16 protein-coding genes and 1 pseudogene are annotated in these 17,129 nt (G+C 66.8%); 8 read left to right on the forward strand and 9 right to left on the reverse strand.

Annotation, left to right across the window (positions count from 1 at the left end; all coding sequences use genetic code 11):
- Positions 1 to 123: 123 nt before the first annotated feature.
- Together G6N68_RS18525 and lepA are read right to left on the reverse strand one after the other, a co-directional pair.
- Positions 124 to 873: a sensor domain-containing protein gene (locus tag G6N68_RS18525; RefSeq protein WP_163715306.1), complete on the reverse strand. Its 750-nt coding sequence runs from the start codon at positions 871 to 873 to the stop codon at positions 124 to 126.
- Between the two features lie 46 nt (positions 874 to 919).
- Positions 920 to 2,889: pseudogene (lepA, locus tag G6N68_RS18530) on the reverse strand (translation elongation factor 4).
- On the opposite strand from lepA, the gene G6N68_RS18535 reads away from it, so the two are divergent.
- Positions 2,871 to 3,470, forward strand: a complete 600-nt coding sequence (locus G6N68_RS18535) for a type II toxin-antitoxin system PemK/MazF family toxin (RefSeq protein WP_163715309.1) — start codon at positions 2,871 to 2,873, stop codon at positions 3,468 to 3,470. The pseudogene lepA and the gene G6N68_RS18535 sit on opposite strands and share 19 nt — an antisense overlap.
- 49 nt (positions 3,471 to 3,519) lie before the next feature.
- Here G6N68_RS18535 and G6N68_RS18540 read toward each other — a convergent pair whose 3' ends face one another.
- Positions 3,520 to 3,948 carry a CBS domain-containing protein gene (locus tag G6N68_RS18540; RefSeq protein ID WP_163715311.1) on the reverse strand — a complete coding sequence of 143 codons (429 nt, stop codon included), beginning with the start codon at positions 3,946 to 3,948 and terminating at the stop codon, positions 3,520 to 3,522.
- 211 nt (positions 3,949 to 4,159) lie between these two features.
- On the opposite strand from G6N68_RS18540, the gene G6N68_RS18545 reads away from it, so the two are divergent.
- Both G6N68_RS18545 and G6N68_RS18550 read left to right on the forward strand, forming a co-directional pair.
- Positions 4,160 to 4,999, forward strand: a complete 840-nt coding sequence (locus tag G6N68_RS18545) for a ribonuclease Z (protein WP_163715314.1) — start codon at positions 4,160 to 4,162, stop codon at positions 4,997 to 4,999.
- A 53-nt stretch (positions 5,000 to 5,052) separates the two neighbouring features.
- Positions 5,053 to 6,474 (forward strand): PE family protein, encoded by a 1,422-nt coding sequence (locus tag G6N68_RS18550; RefSeq protein ID WP_163715317.1) that lies wholly within the window; start codon positions 5,053 to 5,055, stop codon positions 6,472 to 6,474.
- Positions 6,475 to 6,555: 81 nt separating this feature from the next.
- Here G6N68_RS18550 and G6N68_RS18555 read toward each other — a convergent pair whose 3' ends face one another.
- From G6N68_RS18555 to G6N68_RS18565, 3 genes are read right to left on the reverse strand one after another with little or no spacing between them, the layout of a single operon-like run.
- Positions 6,556 to 7,395 carry a transglutaminase family protein gene (locus tag G6N68_RS18555; RefSeq protein WP_163715319.1) on the reverse strand — a complete coding sequence of 280 codons (840 nt, stop codon included), beginning with the start codon at positions 7,393 to 7,395 and terminating at the stop codon, positions 6,556 to 6,558.
- Positions 7,395 to 8,369 carry an alpha-E domain-containing protein gene (locus G6N68_RS18560; RefSeq protein ID WP_163715324.1) on the reverse strand — a complete coding sequence of 325 codons (975 nt, stop codon included), beginning with the start codon at positions 8,367 to 8,369 and terminating at the stop codon, positions 7,395 to 7,397. The genes G6N68_RS18555 and G6N68_RS18560 overlap by 1 nt, the downstream gene beginning before the upstream one ends.
- Complete coding sequence (locus G6N68_RS18565) at positions 8,369 to 10,027, reverse strand: circularly permuted type 2 ATP-grasp protein (RefSeq protein ID WP_163715327.1); 1,659 nt, start codon at positions 10,025 to 10,027, stop codon at positions 8,369 to 8,371. Before G6N68_RS18565 ends, G6N68_RS18560 begins: the two co-directional genes overlap by 1 nt.
- Positions 10,028 to 10,148: 121 nt before the next feature.
- Here G6N68_RS18565 and rpsT point away from each other — a divergent pair, with 121 nt between their 5' ends.
- Positions 10,149 to 10,412: a 30S ribosomal protein S20 gene (gene rpsT, locus G6N68_RS18570; protein ID WP_163715329.1), complete on the forward strand. Its 264-nt coding sequence runs from the start codon at positions 10,149 to 10,151 to the stop codon at positions 10,410 to 10,412.
- A 4-nt stretch (positions 10,413 to 10,416) separates the two neighbouring features.
- On the opposite strand, the gene holA is transcribed toward rpsT, so the two are convergent.
- The 3 genes from holA to G6N68_RS18585 form a co-directional block, all read right to left on the reverse strand.
- Positions 10,417 to 11,382 (reverse strand): DNA polymerase III subunit delta, encoded by a 966-nt coding sequence (gene holA, locus G6N68_RS18575; RefSeq protein ID WP_163715332.1) that lies wholly within the window; start codon positions 11,380 to 11,382, stop codon positions 10,417 to 10,419.
- Positions 11,383 to 11,394: 12 nt separating this feature from the next.
- A complete protein-coding gene (locus G6N68_RS18580; RefSeq protein ID WP_163718800.1) occupies positions 11,395 to 12,876 on the reverse strand; it encodes a ComEC/Rec2 family competence protein in 1,482 nt (493 codons plus the stop codon).
- A gap of 77 nt (positions 12,877 to 12,953) precedes the next feature.
- A complete protein-coding gene (locus G6N68_RS18585; RefSeq protein ID WP_163715336.1) occupies positions 12,954 to 13,859 on the reverse strand; it encodes a ComEA family DNA-binding protein in 906 nt (301 codons plus the stop codon).
- Positions 13,860 to 14,066: 207 nt separating this feature from the next.
- Between G6N68_RS18585 and G6N68_RS18590 the strand changes: the two genes are divergently transcribed.
- From G6N68_RS18590 to G6N68_RS18605, 4 genes are all read left to right on the forward strand, one after another.
- Positions 14,067 to 14,477, forward strand: a complete 411-nt coding sequence (locus G6N68_RS18590) for a phage holin family protein (RefSeq protein ID WP_163715339.1) — start codon at positions 14,067 to 14,069, stop codon at positions 14,475 to 14,477.
- Positions 14,464 to 14,724, forward strand: a complete 261-nt coding sequence (locus G6N68_RS18595) for a DUF3618 domain-containing protein (RefSeq protein WP_163715343.1) — start codon at positions 14,464 to 14,466, stop codon at positions 14,722 to 14,724. Before G6N68_RS18590 ends, G6N68_RS18595 begins: the two co-directional genes overlap by 14 nt.
- Before the next feature lie 127 nt (positions 14,725 to 14,851).
- Positions 14,852 to 16,009 carry an acyl-CoA dehydrogenase family protein gene (locus G6N68_RS18600; protein ID WP_163715348.1) on the forward strand — a complete coding sequence of 386 codons (1,158 nt, stop codon included), beginning with the start codon at positions 14,852 to 14,854 and terminating at the stop codon, positions 16,007 to 16,009.
- Positions 16,010 to 16,016: 7 nt separating this feature from the next.
- Positions 16,017 to 17,123 carry an acyl-CoA dehydrogenase family protein gene (locus G6N68_RS18605; RefSeq protein WP_163715350.1) on the forward strand — a complete coding sequence of 369 codons (1,107 nt, stop codon included), beginning with the start codon at positions 16,017 to 16,019 and terminating at the stop codon, positions 17,121 to 17,123.
- Positions 17,124 to 17,129 lie beyond the last annotated feature (6 nt).

Genomic DNA, 17,129 nt, shown 5'->3' on the forward strand with positions numbered 1-17,129 from the left:
GAGGCGGAGCAGGCGGGCTGCAACCATCCGCACCCGCGTCTACCCCAGCCACATCGCCCCACTCCGAAGACAACTCGGCCGCAGCCAGTTGTTCGACACCCTTTAACGACTCCCCGCGCTGAGTCAGGTCCGGGCGGTGATCTTGTCCATCATCGCGCGCGCGATCTCGATCGCGCTGGTGTTCGGATCGCCGGTCCCGGTGTCCGACTCCTGCGGGGAGAAGAAGCTGACCTGCACCTCAACCAGACAGTTCACCCGCACCCCGATGGCGCGTGCGACCGCCCTGGATGTCGAGGTGGATGAGCTCGATTCGGAAAGTGTCGCCGCGAGAACGGAATTGGCGACGCGCACGTCACTGATTTCGTCGGTGAAACTAAGGTCGTCGCCCTCCAGCGTCACCGATTTACCGTTGCAGGCCTTCCACTGATCGGTGAACTTGCCGAAGAGCGCCGAAGCGTCCTTCACCGACGGCAGTGCGATCACACTCTCGGCGACGCTGATGACCTTCACCGTGTAGCTGGTGTGCCACCACGTCTCGTGGGCGACGTTGACAACGGGGGCGGAGTCGTAGGTCCTGCGATTCGTCAGGGTCACGACGCCGACGCACTCGTCGGGCGTTACCTCCCCGTAGGGCGACAACAACTTCTCGCCGCCGCCGAACCGCGGCGGCAAATCCGGATCACTTTCGAACGCCTGGCCCAGCATGTCCGATAGCGCGGAATCGTCGAGGAGGACCGGCTTGAGCGCGTCGCCGAGAAGCGGGTGTGGTTTGGTATCCGGCCCGGGGCGCGCTAGGCCGTTGACGACGTCGGTGCAGCCAGCGGTCAGCAGGGCGACGAGCGCAACAACGACGACGCTGCATCGGAATCTCATCCGGTTGTGGCCCTTCCTAGTTCGGTGGCGTCGTGCGGTTGCGCTGCTACTTCTTGCCTTTATCCCCGGCGGCGTCGGTGGACAACGCTGCGACGAAGGCTTCCTGCGGCACCTCGACCCGCCCGATGGTCTTCATCCGCTTCTTGCCTTCCTTCTGCTTTTCCAGAAGTTTGCGCTTACGGGTGATGTCGCCGCCGTAGCACTTGGACAGCACGTCCTTGCGGATCGCTCGAATATTCTCGCGCGCAATGATTTTCGACCCGATCGCGGCTTGCACCGGCACCTCGAACTGCTGGCGCGGGATCAACTCCTTGAGCTTGGTGGTCATCTTGTTGCCGTAAGCAAACGCCGAATCCTTGTGCACGATCGCGCTGAACGCGTCGACCGCCTCCCCCTGCAGCAGGATGTCGACCTTGACCAGATCGGCTTCCTGTTCGCCGGACTCCTCATAGTCCAGGCTGGCGTAACCCCGGGTACGGGACTTCAGGGAATCGAAGAAGTCAAAGATGATCTCCCCCAACGGCATTGTGTAGCGCAACTCCACCCGTTCGGGCGACAGATAGTCCATGCCACCCAACTCACCGCGCCGCGACTGGCACAGTTCCATGATGGTGCCGATGAATTCGCTCGGCGCGATGATGGTGGTCTTGACGACGGGCTCGTAGACCGTGCGGATCTTGCCCTCCGGCCAGTCCGACGGGTTCGTGACCTGAATCTCGGTGCCGTCCTCTTTGATGACCCGGTAAACGACGTTTGGCGACGTGGAGATCAGATCGAGGTCGAATTCGCGCTCGAGGCGCTCGCGGGTGATCTCCATGTGCAGCAGGCCCAGAAAGCCGCACCGGAACCCAAAGCCCAACGCCACCGATGTTTCGGGTTCGTACGTCAGAGCGGCGTCGTTGAGTTGCAGCTTGTCCAGGGCGTCGCGCAGATTCGGGTAGTCCGAGCCGTCGACGGGATACAGGCCGGAGTAGACCATCGGCTTCGGTTCCCGGTAACCGGTGAGCGCCTCCTTGGCCCCGTTGCGCGCGGTGGTCACGGTGTCGCCGACCTTGGACTGGCGGACGTCCTTCACGCCGGTGATCAGGTACCCCACTTCCCCGACGCCCAGGCCCTCACTGGCCTTGGGTTCCGGGGAGACGATGCCGACCTCGAGCAGTTCGTGGGTGGCGCCGGTAGACATCATTGCGATGCGCTCGCGCGGCGTGATCTTGCCGTCCACAACCCTGACGTAGGTCACCACACCGCGGTAGATGTCGTACACGGAGTCGAAGATCATCGCGCGGGTGGGCGCATCGGCGTCGCCTTGCGGGGGCGGCACCTCCTGCACCACGTGATCCAGCAGGTCGGCGACCCCTTCACCGGTCTTGCCCGACACTCGCAACACGTCTGACGGCTCGCAGCCGATGATGTGGGCAATCTCACCGGCGTACCGGTCCGGGTCCGCGGCCGGCAGATCGATCTTGTTGAGCACCGGGATGATGTGCAGGTCACGGTCCAGCGCCAGGTAGAGGTTGGCCAGCGTCTGCGCCTCGATGCCCTGCGCGGCGTCGACCAGCAACACCGCGCCTTCACAGGCCTCCAGCGCGCGCGACACCTCGTAGGTGAAGTCGACGTGGCCCGGCGTGTCGATGAGATGCAGGACGTACTCCTGGTCACCGACTCGCCAGGGCAACCGCACGTTCTGGGCCTTGATGGTGATGCCGCGTTCCCGCTCGATGTCCATCCGGTCCAGGTATTGCGCCCGCATTGAGCGCTCGTCGACCACCCCGGTCAGCTGCAGCATTCGGTCTGCCAGCGTCGACTTGCCATGGTCGATGTGAGCGATGATGCAGAAATTCCGAATCTGCGCCGGCGGGGTGAAGGTCTTGTCGGCAAAACTGCTGATGGGAATCTCCTGTAGCGCGGGTTAGCGGGTATCCAGACTATCCGTGCAAGGCAGCTGGGACATATTTGAGGCCCAACCGTGCTTACCGATCGCGTCGTATGCTGCGAACATGGCGTCCTCCCGGAAATCACAGTGGAAGACGTTTCAGCGCTTCGCGGAGAACCTCGTCTTCAACGAGGGCCCCAAGCTCGTGCGTCAGATCCAGAACACGCAAAGCACGCTGCGGACCATCCAGCAAGCCGTCAAGATCACCGCGAACATCATGACTTCACCGCCACCGCCGGCCGGGGAGATCGCCGCTGGCCGCCCGGTGACCCGCACCAGCTTCCCGACCGCTCAGCGGGCCCGCAAAGTGGTCTACGCGCCGGACCTGGACGGCCGGGCAGACCCGGGCGAAATCGTCTGGACGTGGGTGGTCTACGAAGACGACCCCACCCGCGGAAAAGATCGCCCGGTGCTCGTCGTAGGCCGCGACCGCGAAGTGTTGTTGGGGCTGATGTTGTCCAGCCAGGAGCACCACGCTGACGACCGGAACTGGCAAGGGATTGGCGCCGGCGACTGGGACTACGAGGGCAAGAAGAGTTGGGTTCGGTTGGATCGTGTGCTCGACGTGCCCGAGGAGGGCATTCGTCGCGAGGGAGCGATCCTGGACCGCGAAATTTTCGAGGTGGTCGCAAGCCGGTTGCGCGCGGAGTATTCCTGGCGCTGAAGCAGCGCCTACCGGCCCGGCGAACGAGTCCGGCGAACGATCCGAGTGGTCAGCCTTGCGTGATGTAGGACTGCAGCTGCTGCTGTTCGGCCTCGAGTTCGCCCATCCGCGACTTCACCACGTCACCGATGCTGACGATGCCGATGAGCTTCTTCCCGTCGAGCACCGGCACATGGCGGACCCGGTTTTCCGTCATCAACACGCTGATCTCGTCCACGCTGTCCGACTTTGCGCAGGTGGCGACGGCGCTCGTCATGATCTTGGAAACGGGGCGCGACAGCACGCTGGCACCGTGGATGTGCAGCTGACGCACCACGTCGCGTTCGGACACGATGCCGACCACACCTTCGTCGCCGACCACCACCATGGCGCCGATGTTCTGTTCGGCCAGACCGGCGAGCAATTCCCGAACCGTCGCCTCGGGGTTGATCGTCGTCACGGCCGCCCCCTTGTTCCGCAACACGTCCGCGATCCGCATCCAACCTCCTGCCATGGTGATCTGGTTCACACCAGGCTACGACTATCTTGCGTGGCGGGAAAGGCGCCACCCGAACCTGGCGGTAATAGCAACCAAACCGTCACCACGGCCGCATTCCCGCTCGTCCGGGCATCGATGGAATTGAGTTGTTTCCCAGTCGATTCCGCCAGTTGCTTGACGCTGCGCCAAGTCGACTTGCAAGGATGGGGCCATGATTGAGGTCACGCTGCTCGGAACCGGAAGCCCTATCCCAGACCCGAACCGCGCGGGTCCGTCCACGCTGGTGCGTGCCGGAGGGCAGGTGTTCCTGATCGACTGTGGACGCGGAGTGCTGCAGCGCGCAGCGGCCGTCGGTGTCAACGCTGGCGATCTGTCGGCGTTGTTGCTGACGCATCTGCACAGCGACCACATCGCCGAACTCGGCGACGTGCTCATCACGAACTGGGTCACCAATTTCAACCCCGAACCCCGGCCGCTGCACGTCATCGGACCGCCGGGCACCGCCGAGGTGGTCGAGGCGATGCTGAAGGCCTTCGGTCACGACATCAGTTACCGGATCGCCCACCACGCCGACCTGAACGCACCGCCGCCGGTGGAGGTGCACGAGCACACCGAGGGTCCGGTGTGGGACCGCGACGGCGTCACGATCCGGGTGGCCCCCACCGACCATCGGCCCGTGGCGCCGACCATCGGCTTCCGCATCGAGGCCGACGGCGCTTCGGTGGTCGTGGCCGGCGACACCGTCCCATGCGCCAGCCTGGACGAATTGGCAAGTGGCGCAGGCGGATTAGTGCACACCGTGATTCGCAAGGACATTCTCGTCCATGCCCCGCAGCAGCGCATCAAGGACGTCTGCGACTACCACTCCTCGGTGCAGGAGGCGGCCGCGACCGCGCAACGCGCCGGCGTCGGCACCCTGATCATGACGCACTACGTACCTCCGCTCGGGGCAGGCCAAGAAGACCAGTGGCGCGCATTGGCCGCCGCCGAGTTCAGCGGACAGATCGAGTTGGGCGACGACCTGCACCGGGTTGAAATACCCGCGCGCTAAAACAGCCCGCTAAATCCGGCTGGACCGACGCCGGCCGCGATACGATCCGCGAGATGTCGTTCGTCACTGCGGTGCCGGGAAGCATGGCTGCGGCCGCCACCCAGTTCGCCGGGATCGGGTCGACGATCGCGGAGGCCAACCGCGCCGCGGCGATCCAGACAACCGGCGTGCAGGCGGCCGCCGCCGACGAAGTATCCGTCGCCATCGCGGCATTTTTCGGCGCGCACGCCCAGAGCTACCAGACCCTCGGCGCCGAGATGGCGAGATTCCACGAGCAGCTGGTGCGGTGCCTCGCGGGCAACGCCGCCTCCTATGCCAGCGCCGAAGCCGGCAACGTGCAACAGGCTCTACTCGACGCGATCAATGCGCCCTTCCAGGCCCTGCTCGGGCGCCCGCTGATCGGCAACGGCGCCGACGGCGGAACCGTCGGAGGTATCGGCCAGCCCGGCGGAGCCGGCGGCCTGTTGTACGGCAACGGTGGCCGCGGCGGCGACAGCACACTCCCGGGCGTCTCCGGCGGCGGCGGAGGAGCTGCGGGGCTGATCGGCAATGGCGGACCGGGCGGCACGGGAGGGCCTGGCGGCAGCGGCGGGCTGGGCGGCAACGCCTGGCTGCTCGGTGCCGGTGGGGCCGGCGGAACCGGGGGCCTCGGCGTCGCCGCCGGCTTCGCAGGCACCGGCGGCAACGGCGGCCTGGGCGGCCTGTTCTACGGCAACGGCGGTCCCGGTGGCGCCGGGGGTGTCGGTGCGGCCGGAGCCGTCCAAGGCGGCATGGGCGGCATCGGCGGCGACGCCCAGCTGATCGGCACCGGCGGGGCGGGCGGCAACGGCGGCAACAACGCCGACGGCACCCAGGGCGGCCTCGGGGGTGACGCCGGCAACGGCGGCGCGTTGTTCGGTAGTGGCGGCTTCGGGGGCGCCGGCGGCCGGGGTGGCGCAACCGGCGGCGGAGGTGGGGCCGGTGGTGCGGCAGGTTTCGTGTTCGGTATCGGTGGCGACGGTGGAATCGGTGGCGACGGCGGCGACGCGGCCAGCGTCGGCATCGGCGGCACGGGCGGGGCGGGCGGCCGCGGCGCGGTGATCCTCGGCGCCGGCGGCAATGGTGGCGTCGGTGGAGCCGGCGGCGGCATGGCCGGCAGCTCGGGCGGCGGCGGCGGAGTCGGGGGCGGGGCCGTGTTGTTCGGCTCCGGCGGCGCCGGTGGGCACGGCGGGCTCGGCGGCGGCGTCGGCGGCCAGGGCGGGGCCGGGGGGTTCGTGATCGGCAGCGGCGGCGCCGGCGGGAGCGGCGGCGGCGGCAACACCGGTCACCTCGACGGCGGTCCGGGCGGTAACGGCGGAGACGCTCGATTCATCGGCAACGGCGGGAGCGGCGGCGCCGGCGGGCTCGGTGTCGGCGGCGGGACGAACGGCAGCGGCGGTTCGGGCGGGGCCGGTGGCCTCATCGGCCAGCCCGGCAGCCCCGGCATCACCCCATAGGGTGGGCCTTACTTCCCGCCGAGCAGACGCAGAAGTACCGGAAGTCGTTGAATTTCAGGAGTGTTGCGTCTGCTCGGTCAACTAGGCCAACCGGGTGATCTCCACAATTACTTCGAGGTCGGTCGCCCCACGCCCGGAATAAATGCCCTTCAGCGGTGCCACGTCTGCGTAGTCACGCCCGACGCCGACACTGACGTACTGCTCGCTGACCTCGGTGTCGTTGGTCGGGTCGTAGTTCCACCAGCCGCCGGTCCACGCCTGAATCCAGGCGTGGCTGCGTCCATCGACTGCCTTTCCGACCTCGGCATCACTCTTGGGATGCAGGTACCCGGATACGTAGCGTCCAGGAATTCCCATGCTGCGCAACAGAATCAACGTCAGATGGGCGAAGTCCTGGCACACGCCCTTGCCCTTTTCCAAGGCGTCCAGACCCGATGAATGCACACCCGTAGTGCCCGGCAGGTAATCCAGTTCGCTGCGCGCCCAACGGGCCGCTGCCACCACCGCATCCGCCGGGTCGTGGTTTTTCATGATCCGCTTGCCAACGGCGGCAACGCGTTTGCTCGTCGGGGTGTAGGCGGTGGGGCGCAGCACCTCGTCGAACCGGTCGATCACGGCCTCCGACTCCAGTTCTTGCCAGGTGACCTTGGCCACCGGCGGTTCGGGACGCTCGGTCTCGACGACTGACGACGACGTCACGGTCAGTTCGGTGTGCGGTGCGTGCAGGTCGAAGGCCGTCACCGCGGTGCCCCAGTAATCGATGTACCGGTAGGAACGGGTGGCGGGAATGGTTTCGATGCGGTTGAGGATGACGTTTTGCCGGGTATTGGACCGCGGAGTCAGGCGCGCCTCGTTGTACGAGGCAGTCGCCGGTGCCTGGTATTCGTATCCGGTGGTGTGCACCACCCGCGTTCGCCACATCAGGCTTCTCCCTGTTCGGTGACCAACTGTCGGGCGCCGGCATCCAGCCAGGCCACCCAGGGTGCGACGTGAAAGTACTGCAGCGCCAAAGCATCTCCAACATCGCGGCACGTTTGCTGCAAGCCACCCAGTCGGTCTTCCAGCGACTCGAGAAGGACGCCGGGCTGCACGAACTCCAGCTGGCTGCGCGCCTGGCCCAGTAACCGCTGCGCCTCGGTGGTGGCCCCGACGCGGCTCTGGGGTTTGTGCATGAGCTCGTCCAGATTGCGTTCGGCCAGCTTCAACGAGTAGTACACCGAACGCGGGAAGAGCCGGTCGAGCATCATGAACTCGACCACACGTTCTGCGTCCAATGCCCCGCGATAAGTGCGCAGGTACGTGTCGTGCGCGCCCGCCGAGCGCAGCAGCGTCACCCACGCGGGCGACGATGCGCTGTCCCCCACCCGGGAGAGCAGCAGCCGCACCGTCATGTCGACCCGCTCGATGGCGCGGCCGAGCATCATGAATCGGTAGCCGTCGTCGCGGGAGAGCGTGCTGTCGGCCAAGCCGGCGAACATCGCTGCGCGGCCTTCGATGAAGGACAGGAACTCATGCGGCCCAAGGCGTTTGGCGGCACGCTCCCGTTCCGGGAGGGCGTGGTAGGTGGTGTTGATGCACTCCCAGGTTTCACTGGACGTGACTTCCCTTGCCGACCTTGCGTTTTCGCGCGCCGCCGTGATCGCTTCCACGATCGAACAGCCACCCTCGCTGTTGGTGCTGAAAGCCACCAGGTCGGTCAGCGACCAAACATCCAGCTCGTGGTCCGGGGGTTCGATGCCCAGCACCTTGAGCAGCAACCGGGACGCCTGGTCGGGATCGACGCTGGAGTCCTCCAGCAGGTGGTGCACGGCGACGTCCAGAATGCGTGCGGTGTCGTCGGCCCGTTCGACATAGCGGCCGATCCAGTACAGCGCTTCGGCGTTGCGGGCCAGCATTAGCGACTCTCCTGCTGTTGCTGTTGCTGCTGTTGGGGTTGCTCGTCCTGCTGCGCCACGGGCAGCAGACCGTCCGACCTCTGCTCGGCTACAGGCTGCGGTAGCGAACGCACCACCTTGGCCCTGCCGAGTTCGCGTTCGGCCACCGAAGTGCGCGGCGCCAGCACCCACGTGTCCTTGGAGCCCCCACCCTGGCTGGAATTGACCACCCTGGACCCCTCCACCAGCGCCGTCCGGGTCAGCCCTCCCGGCAGCACCCACACGTCATTGCCGTCGTTGACCGCGAACGGGCGTAGGTCGACATAGCGCGGTGACAGGGAATCCCCGACCCGCGTCGGCACGGTCGACAGCTCCATCATCGGCTGGGCAATCCAGCTGCGGGGGTCCTCGCGAATCTTCTTGCTTATGGTGGCGAGTTCCTTCTCCGAGGCTTCCGGGCCGAAGACGATGCCGTAGCCGCCCGATCCCTCGACGGGCTTGATCACCAGCTCCCGGATCCGGTCCAGCACCTCTTCGCGCTCATCGTCCAGCCAGCAGCGGTAGGTGTCGACGTTGGCCAGCAGCGGCTTCTCCCGCAGGTAGTACTCGATGATGGTCGGCACGTAGGTGTAGACGAGTTTGTCGTCGCCGACCCCGTTGCCGATCGCGCTGGAAATGACGACGTTGCCGGCGCGCGCAGCGTTGACCAGCCCGGCCACACCGAGCACCGAGTCGGCCCGGAACTGCAGCGGGTCGAGGAAGTCGTCGTCGATGCGCCGATAGATGACGTCGACCTGCCGCTCCCCCTCGGTGGTGCGCATGTAGACCTGATTGTCACGGCAGAACAGGTCGCGGCCTTCGACCAACTCCACACCCATCTGCCTGGCCAGCAGGGAGTGCTCGAAGTACGCCGAGTTGTAGACACCCGGCGTCAGCACCACCACCGTCGGGTCGGCCTCGTTGGTGGCCGCCGAGTTGCGCAGCGCCCGCAGCAGGTGCGACGCGTAGTCGTCGACCGTGCGGACCCGGTGGGTGGCGAACAAGTTGGGAAAGACCCTCGCCATGGTGCGGCGGTTCTCCATGACGTAGGACACACCCGAAGGCGAGCGCAGGTTGTCCTCGAGAACCCGGAAGTCTCCCTTTTCGTCGCGAATCAAGTCGATGCCGGCCACGTGAATCCGCACCCCGTTGGGCGGGACGATGCCGACCGCCTGACGGTGAAAATGCTCACAGGAGGTAATCAGCCGGCGCGGGATGACCCCGTCGCGCAGGATCTCCTGATCCCCGTAGATGTCGTCGAGGTACATCTCTAGCGCCTTGACGCGCTGGGTGATGCCACGCTCCAGCCGCGACCATTCGGCCGCCGAAATAACCCTCGGCACCAGGTCCAACGGGAAGGGCCGCTCCTGGCCCGACAGCGAGAAGGTGATGCCCTGGTCGATGAACGCGCGGCCCAGCGCTTCGGCGCGAGCTTTGAGGTCCGAGGCATCGGAGGGGGCCAGTTCGGCGTAGATGCCCTTGTAAGGTCCGCGGACGTTGCCGTTGGCATCGAACATCTCGTCAAACGCCAGCGAATAGACCTCGTCCGCCGTGTTGTAACCGTCGAAAATGCGCTCAGTACGACGGCGCGGCCGCTGCATTGTGTCTGCGGTCCTCTTCGGGAGACTCACCTGTGTCATGCTGCCTCAATTCAAGGTTTCTGGCAGGGCGAGAGTTCCTCTTTTGGGCGAAAACGTAACCGACTGATAACCTGGGCAGTCGCTAACAGCCGTACGAATCGATCCAAGAGGGAATTATCGCGTGGCCAACATCAAGTCGCAGCAGAAGCGCAACCGCACGAACGAGCGCGCGCGCCTGCGCAACAAGTCGGTGAAATCCTCGCTTCGTACCGCTATCCGCGCATTTCGGGAAGCCGCCCACGCCGGCGAGAAGGACAAGGCCGCCGAGCTGCTGGTGTCGACCAACCGCAAACTCGACAAGGCCGCCAGCAAGGGCGTGATTCACAAGAACCAGGCCGCCAACAAGAAGTCGGCGCTGGCAAAGTCCTTCAACAAGCTCGGCTGACCACTCAGCTACGATCGGCCGCCAGTTCGGCCACCTTCCTGACGGCGGACTCCAGGGCGTAGTCGGCGTCCGCGACTGCCCCCTTGACGTTGGCGTTCAACTCGGCCACCACCCGCATGGCGGCCGCCACCGAATCGCGCGACCAGCGCCGAGCCTGCTTTTGCGCCTTCTGAATCCGCCACGGCTGCATCCCTAGTTTCCCGGCCAAGCGGTACGGGTCACCGGACAGCGGGCCCACCACTCCGATGGTGTGCACCGCTTCGGCCAGCGCGTCGGCCAGCACCACCAGCGGCTCGCCGCGCAGCATCGCCCAGCGCAGCGCCTCCGCCGCCCCTTCCACGTCGCCGGCCACCGCCTTGTCGGCGATGTCGAAGCCCTTCACCTCCGCTTTGCCGCTGTGGTAGCGGCGCACGGCGGCCGCATCGACCGAACCGCCGGTGTCGGCGGCCAGCTGCGAACAGGCCGACGCGAGTTCACGGATGTCGGAGCCGACGGCATCCAGCAGGGCGGTGACGGTCTCCTCATCGACCCTGATCCGCATCGCGCGAAATTCGTTGCGAACGAATGCGACGCGCTCGCTGGCCTTGGTGATCCGGGCGCAGGGGTGCACTTGGGCGCCGAGCGACTGCAGCTTGCCGGCGAGGGCTTTGGCTCGCCCGCCGCCAGAATGCACCACCACCAGCACGGTGCCCGCCGGGATGTCGGCGGCCGTGGTGGCGATCAATTCGGCCGCGTCCTTGCCCGCCTCGCCGGCGGCCTCCAGCACGACGATCCGTTCCTCGGCGAAGAGCGACGGGCTCAGCAGTTCGGCCAGTTCATAGGTGCTGACGTCGCCGGCGCGCATCCGGTTGACGGGCACGTCGACGGTACCGGCCCGCTGCCGCGCCGACCGCAACACGTCCGCGACCGCACGCTCGACCAACAGTTCTTCGTCGCCAAGGATGAGGTGTAACGGCGAATCTTCGGTCACGCCATGATGGTGTCATGCCGGGCTGACTAACCCGGCCAGCGACCACGCCAGCATGCACGCGACAGCGAGGACCGAGACCACCACCAGTCCCGTGCGGACCCACCGCCAACGCCAGCATGCGGCCACGACGACGGTGAGTCCGCCCACCAGGACGACGCCCGGCAGACCTTTGGGAACTGGCACGGTCGCCGCCGGCACGCTGGCAGCCCAACGGGCTATGCGGAGCACCCACCACACCTCGGGCCCGGTGAAACGGACCAGCAGCTGCGCTGCGGCCGGCCACGGGATAGCCAGCACTGCGGCCGCGCTGCCCAGAATGGTGATCGGCGCAATGACCGCCGTCACCGCAAGGTTGGCGACCGCACTGACCAGGCTGACCCGACCCGACATGGCGGCGATCAGCGGCGCGGTGACCACCTGCGCGGCCCCCGCCACCGCGACCGCATCGGCCAGCGGCTTGTGCCAGCCCCGCGCGGTGAGGCGACCCGACCACACCGGCGCGATCACCACCAATGCGGCCGTCGCCACCACGGACAGCGCGAACCCCATGTCGACGGCCAGATGCGGGGCGGTCGCCATCAACACCAAGACGGTCGCCGACAGCGCTGGGATCGCCTGACGCCGACGGGCGGAGAGGATGCCCGCCAGGGCGATGGCGCCCATCACGGCGGCCCGTAACACGCTCGCCGTCGGCTGCACCACGATGACGAACGCCACCAACGCCGCCGCCGCGAGCAGCACGGCCGCACGCGGCCCGAGCAACCGCGCCGAGAAGAGCACCGCCGCGCACACAATGGTGACGTTGGCCCCCGAGACGGCGGTCAGATGCGACATCCCCGCTGCACGGAAATCTCGGTTGGTCTGTGTGGTGACCATCGCCGTGTCACCGAGCACCAGCGCGGGCAGCATCGCCGCCTGGTCGGCGGGCAAGACCTGGCGCGCGATGCCGGCGAACCGGTCCCGCACGGCGTGGGCGGAGCGCTGCATCGCACTGGCGCTGCCCAGCGTCGGGTGGCCGACGGCGTTGAGCACGGCCACCGTCAGGTCGCGTCGAGTCGGGCGGGTGATGCGCGCGGTGAACCGAGCCGGCTGCCCCACCATCACGTCGGCAAACTCCGCAACGCGGGCGAAGACCACCACGCGGCCATTGACCTCGTCGTCGCGCAAGCGCTGCAGCGTCGCCCGGAACATCAACCGGTTGCGCCCTAACGAAAGTGCGCTTTCACTTGGTGTAACCGTCACCACCGCAGTCGTCCCGAATGCGGCGGTTATCGGGTGGCGGTCGAGCGCGTCGGCCCGCAGTGCAATGGCAAGCCCGTAGCCCGCGCCCACCACACCAACCGCCAGCAGTCCCACCCAGATCGCGCGCAGACTTGTCACCCGTACCCACCGGAATGCGATGCACCGCAGCGTGATTGACACAGCTATCAGCGCTGCGCCGCACGCGGCCAGGGCGTTGCCGACGGACCACACGGTGCCGGCGGCCGTCACCATCCAGCTGGTTACCGCGGCGGGGACCAGCCGCACGTCCAGCCGTTCGGCGGCGACTCCTGGGCGATTGCCCACCGGTCTCAGACACGGACCAGGGGCCGCAGCTTGCCCAGCCGAGCGTTGCCGATGCCATCGACGTCGGCGAGTTGGTCGACACTGGTGAACCTGCCGTGGGCCTGCCGCCACGCCACGATCGCCGCGGCGGTCACCGGCCCGACCCCCGGTAGGGCTTCCAACTGCTCCGCGGTCGCGGTGTTGAGGTCCAAGGGCTCGCCCGGTTTGGGGTTTGCCTTGGTGCCTGGTTTCGGACTGGCGGGGGTCGTCCCCGGTGCCGCGGTGCCCGCGATCACGGAGCTGCCGAGCGTGGTCGGCTGACCCGAGACAGGCGCGAGCCCGACCACGATCTGCTCGCCGTCGCCGAGCTGGCGCGCCAAGTTCAGTCCGATCGTGTCAGCACCGTCGACCACGCCACCCGCAGCCTGCAGCGCGTCCGCGATGCGGGCGCCCGGCGCGAGGGTGACCAGACCGGGCTTGCGTACCAGACCGACCACACTGACCACCACCGGCCGATCCGGATTGGCGCCTGGACTGGCCCCGGGAGCGGCCCCCGGAGCGGCCCCCGGAGCGGCCAAAGTACTGGGGCTGGCGGACGAAACATGCTCCACCGGAGGCAATTTGGCCGCCATCACCGGTGCGGGCCGGTCGCGCACCAGGGTGAATACGGTTATCAGCACGGCGAGGGCAGCGATCACCGCCAGCGCAATGGCACCGGCGCGGCCGGGATCGGCCCGCAGCCGCTCCAGCCAGCTTTGACCACCAGCAGCGTCGGGTAGCCAGCGAGGCAGCAGCGAGTTCGGGTCGTCCTGCGAGTCGTCAGCGGATGCATCGGGTTCGGGCTCATCCGTTTGCGAGTCGACCTCAGAATCGGGGCGCGGGTCCGCACCAAGGCGTCGGTGCAATCGTTCGGCGGGCAGTTCTGTTCGCATGAGCCGACCGTAGATTGGCCGGCCGTCACACCTGGCCCGCCGAACTGCGTCGAGATCGCGTCCTGTGGATCAACCCCGGACTGTGCATCCACGCAGCACAGGTTTGACGACCGATTCGCCGGGTAGCCGGACGCCATGGGGTTGGCCTTGATCACCGGGCAAGCGGCTGATCTCGGTTCCGGCCGGCGAGAGGACGGAGGCAAAGCAATGAGTCTGGATGCCACGCCGAACTCAGACGCCTCGATTGGCGATCTGGTGGCGCAGCTGTCGTCGCAGACGTCGCGGCTCGTCCGCGACGAAATGCGCTTGGCGCAGAAGGAGCTTCAGCAGTCGGTCAGACACGCCGGTATCGGTGCGGGGCTATTCGGCGCGGCGGGACTACTGGCGTTCTTTGGCTTCGCCAGCGTCATCACCGCCGCCATTGCCGCCTTGGCGCTCGCCTTGCCCATCTGGGCGGCCGCCTTGATCGTGGGCGGGGCGCTGTTCCTCGCAGCGGGCGTCGCGGCCTTGATGAGCCGCCGGCAAGCCAAGGAGGTCACGCCCGCCGCGCCGGAAACCGTGGCCAGCGTCAAGAAGGACATCGAGGAAGTGAAAGGGGCCCGCCGTGAGCGCAGCTGAGCCCACACCCGGTCTAACGCCCGAGCCCGGGCCGGACGCCGGCGTCGACGACATTCGGACAGACATCGAGCAGACCCGCGAGCAGCTCGGCGCCACCCTGGAAGCGCTCTCCGACAAGGTCAACGTGGTCGCAAGAACCCGGGATAAGGCCCGGGAAGTGGCACCAACACTGGCGATAGCGTCTTCGGCGCTGGGTGTCACCCTCATCGCCATCGTGTGGTGGCGCCGTCGTGCACGACCCGGTTAACGACCGCTGGTCATGGACGCATAACGTGCACATAGTGCAATTGAAAGACTGCCGGGTCCATGGCATGCGGATAGGCGCCGCACGAGGGGCGGCCCACCGGTAGTCACCCCGAAGGAGGAGGCTGCCGATGAAGCTAGCGCTCACGCCCGAAGAAGCCGCGTTCCGCGACGAACTTCGCACTTTCTACACCACCAAGATCCCCACCGAAATCCGCGACCTGGTTCGTGAGGGCGATTCCCTGACCCGCGACCAGATCGTCGAGAACCACAAGCTCCTGCACGAACATGGGCTTGCGGTCCCCAATTGGCCGACGGAATGGGGCGGCAAGGACTGGACGCCTACCCAGTTCCAGATCTGGGCCGACGAAATGCAACTGGCGAGTGTTCCCGAGCCGCTGAACTTCAACACCAAGATGGTGGGACCGGTCATTGCCGAATTCGGCTCCCAGGAGATCAAGCAGCGCTTCCTGCCGCCCACGGCCAGCCTCGACATCTGGTGGTGCCAGGGCTTTTCCGAACCCGAGGCCGGCTCCGACCTCGCCTCGCTGCGCACCACCGCCGTCCGCGACGGCGACAGCTATGTCGTCAACGGGCAGAAGACATGGACGACGTTGGGCCAGTACGCCGACTGGATCTTCTGCCTGGTACGCACCGACCCACAAGCGCCCAAGAAGCAGGCCGGCATCTCGTTCCTGTTGATCGACATGGACACCCCGGGCATCACCCTGCGGCCTATCAAGACGATCGACGGCGGCCGCGAAGTCAACGAAGTGTTCTTCTCCGACGTTCGGGTGCCCGCCGATCAGCTTGTCGGTCAAGAGAATCAGGGCTGGACGTACGCAAAGTTCCTGCTCGGCAACGAGCGCACCGGCATCGCGCAGGTAGGGCGGACCAAAGTTCGGTTGGCCGAAGCGAAGCGGCACGCGGCCGAGACCGGACTGCTCTCCGATCCGCTGTTCGCGGCGCGGCTGGCCGAGGCCGAAAACGAGGTGCTGGCTTTGGAACTCACCCAGGCGCGGGTGGTTTCCAGCTCGTCGGGCGGCAAACCCAACCCGGCGTCATCCGTGCTAAAACTTCGCGGCAGTCAATTGCAGCAGATCGCCACGGAATTGCTCGTGGAGGTGGCCGGGGCGGACGCACTGCCGTTCAATGCCGGCGACATCGCCTCGCCGGACTGGGCACAAAGCAGCGCCCCGCACTACCTGAACTACCGCAAGACTTCGATCTACGGCGGCAGCAACGAAGTGCAGCGCAACATCATCGCGTCGACGATTCTTGGATTGTGAGGCTGGCATGGACTTTCAATTGAGCGAAGAGCAGACCCTGCTGCGCGACACCACCCGTGAAGTACTGTCCCGCACCTACGACGCCGAGACCCGCAACAAGGTGATCGACACCGAACTCGGCTGGAGCCGCGATGTGTGGAGTCAGTTGGCGGACATCGGGATTCTTGGTCTCGGCTTCGACCCCGACGAGGCGGGCCAGATCGAAATCATGGTGGTGTCCACCGAAGTCGGTCGTCGGTTGGCGCCCGAACCCATCGTGCACGCCGCGCTTGGGCCGGGCGCTCTGATCGCCGAACACGGCTCGGACGCACAACGGGCGTTGCTCGACGAGGTCGCGGCCGGCGAACGACTACTGGCCTTCGCGCACCTCGAACCGGGACATCGTCAGCCGACCGCGGTAACCGCTACGGAGGCTGTGCAGCAAGGTGATTCGTGGGCGTTGAGCGGCCGCAAGAACCCGGTGCTCGCCGGTGACAGCGCCGACACGCTGGTGGTCAGCGCCGCGTTGCCGGACGGCGGCACCGGCCTGTTTCTGGTCGACGCCACGAACACCACCCGAACCGCCTACCGAACCTTCGACGGTCAACGCGGCGCCCAGATCGAACTCAATGAGACGCCGGCCGAACCGCTGGGAGACGTGGTCGATGCGTCGCCGGCGATCCGCAATGCCATCGTGCGCATTCAATCCGCCCTGTGCTCCGAGGCGCTGGGCGCGATGGAGGAGGCGTTGCGCCTGACCACGGACTACCTCAAAACACGCAAGCAGTTTGGGGTCACGCTCAACAAGTTTCAAGCCCTCACCCAGCGGGCCGCCGACATGTACGTCTCGCTGGAGCTGGCGCGCAGCATGAGCCTCTACGCGGCCATGTCGATCGCCGACGGCAACCTCGACCCGGTGATCGCAGCACGGGCCAAGCTACAGATAGGCCGTTCGGGTCGGCACATCGCCCAGGAAGCGATCCAGCTGCACGGTGGGATCGGGGTGACCGCGGAGTATCCGATCAGCCACTACGCGGCGCGACTCACCGCGATCGAGCACACCTTGGGTTCCACGCAGGACCACCTGCGGGTGCTCGCCGACAACGTCGGCAACTACGATCTCGCGCGGATCTAACCCGCT

The sequence above is a fragment of the Mycobacterium bourgelatii genome, assembly GCF_010723575.1.
GTDB classification, from domain to species: domain Bacteria; phylum Actinomycetota; class Actinomycetes; order Mycobacteriales; family Mycobacteriaceae; genus Mycobacterium; species Mycobacterium bourgelatii.

What these genes read in the sequence shown, in the direction of transcription:
- G6N68_RS18525 (WP_163715306.1), bottom strand. Translation starts at nt 873, where the DNA reads ATGAGATTCCGATGCAGCGTCGTCGTTGTTGCGCTCGTCGCCCTGCTG.
- G6N68_RS18535 (WP_163715309.1), top strand. Translation starts at nt 2,871, where the DNA reads ATGGCGTCCTCCCGGAAATCACAGTGGAAGACGTTTCAGCGCTTCGCG.
- G6N68_RS18540 (WP_163715311.1), bottom strand. Translation starts at nt 3,948, where the DNA reads ATGCGGATCGCGGACGTGTTGCGGAACAAGGGGGCGGCCGTGACGACG.
- G6N68_RS18545 (WP_163715314.1), top strand. Translation starts at nt 4,160, where the DNA reads ATGATTGAGGTCACGCTGCTCGGAACCGGAAGCCCTATCCCAGACCCG.
- G6N68_RS18550 (WP_163715317.1), top strand. Translation starts at nt 5,053, where the DNA reads ATGTCGTTCGTCACTGCGGTGCCGGGAAGCATGGCTGCGGCCGCCACC.
- G6N68_RS18555 (WP_163715319.1), bottom strand. Translation starts at nt 7,395, where the DNA reads ATGTGGCGAACGCGGGTGGTGCACACCACCGGATACGAATACCAGGCA.
- G6N68_RS18560 (WP_163715324.1), bottom strand. Translation starts at nt 8,369, where the DNA reads ATGCTGGCCCGCAACGCCGAAGCGCTGTACTGGATCGGCCGCTATGTC.
- G6N68_RS18565 (WP_163715327.1), bottom strand. Translation starts at nt 10,027, where the DNA reads ATGACACAGGTGAGTCTCCCGAAGAGGACCGCAGACACAATGCAGCGG.
- G6N68_RS18580 (WP_163718800.1), bottom strand. Translation starts at nt 12,876, where the DNA reads ATGGTGACGGCCGCCGGCACCGTGTGGTCCGTCGGCAACGCCCTGGCC.
- G6N68_RS18585 (WP_163715336.1), bottom strand. Translation starts at nt 13,859, where the DNA reads ATGCGAACAGAACTGCCCGCCGAACGATTGCACCGACGCCTTGGTGCG.
- G6N68_RS18590 (WP_163715339.1), top strand. Translation starts at nt 14,067, where the DNA reads ATGAGTCTGGATGCCACGCCGAACTCAGACGCCTCGATTGGCGATCTG.
- G6N68_RS18600 (WP_163715348.1), top strand. Translation starts at nt 14,852, where the DNA reads ATGAAGCTAGCGCTCACGCCCGAAGAAGCCGCGTTCCGCGACGAACTT.
- G6N68_RS18605 (WP_163715350.1), top strand. Translation starts at nt 16,017, where the DNA reads ATGGACTTTCAATTGAGCGAAGAGCAGACCCTGCTGCGCGACACCACC.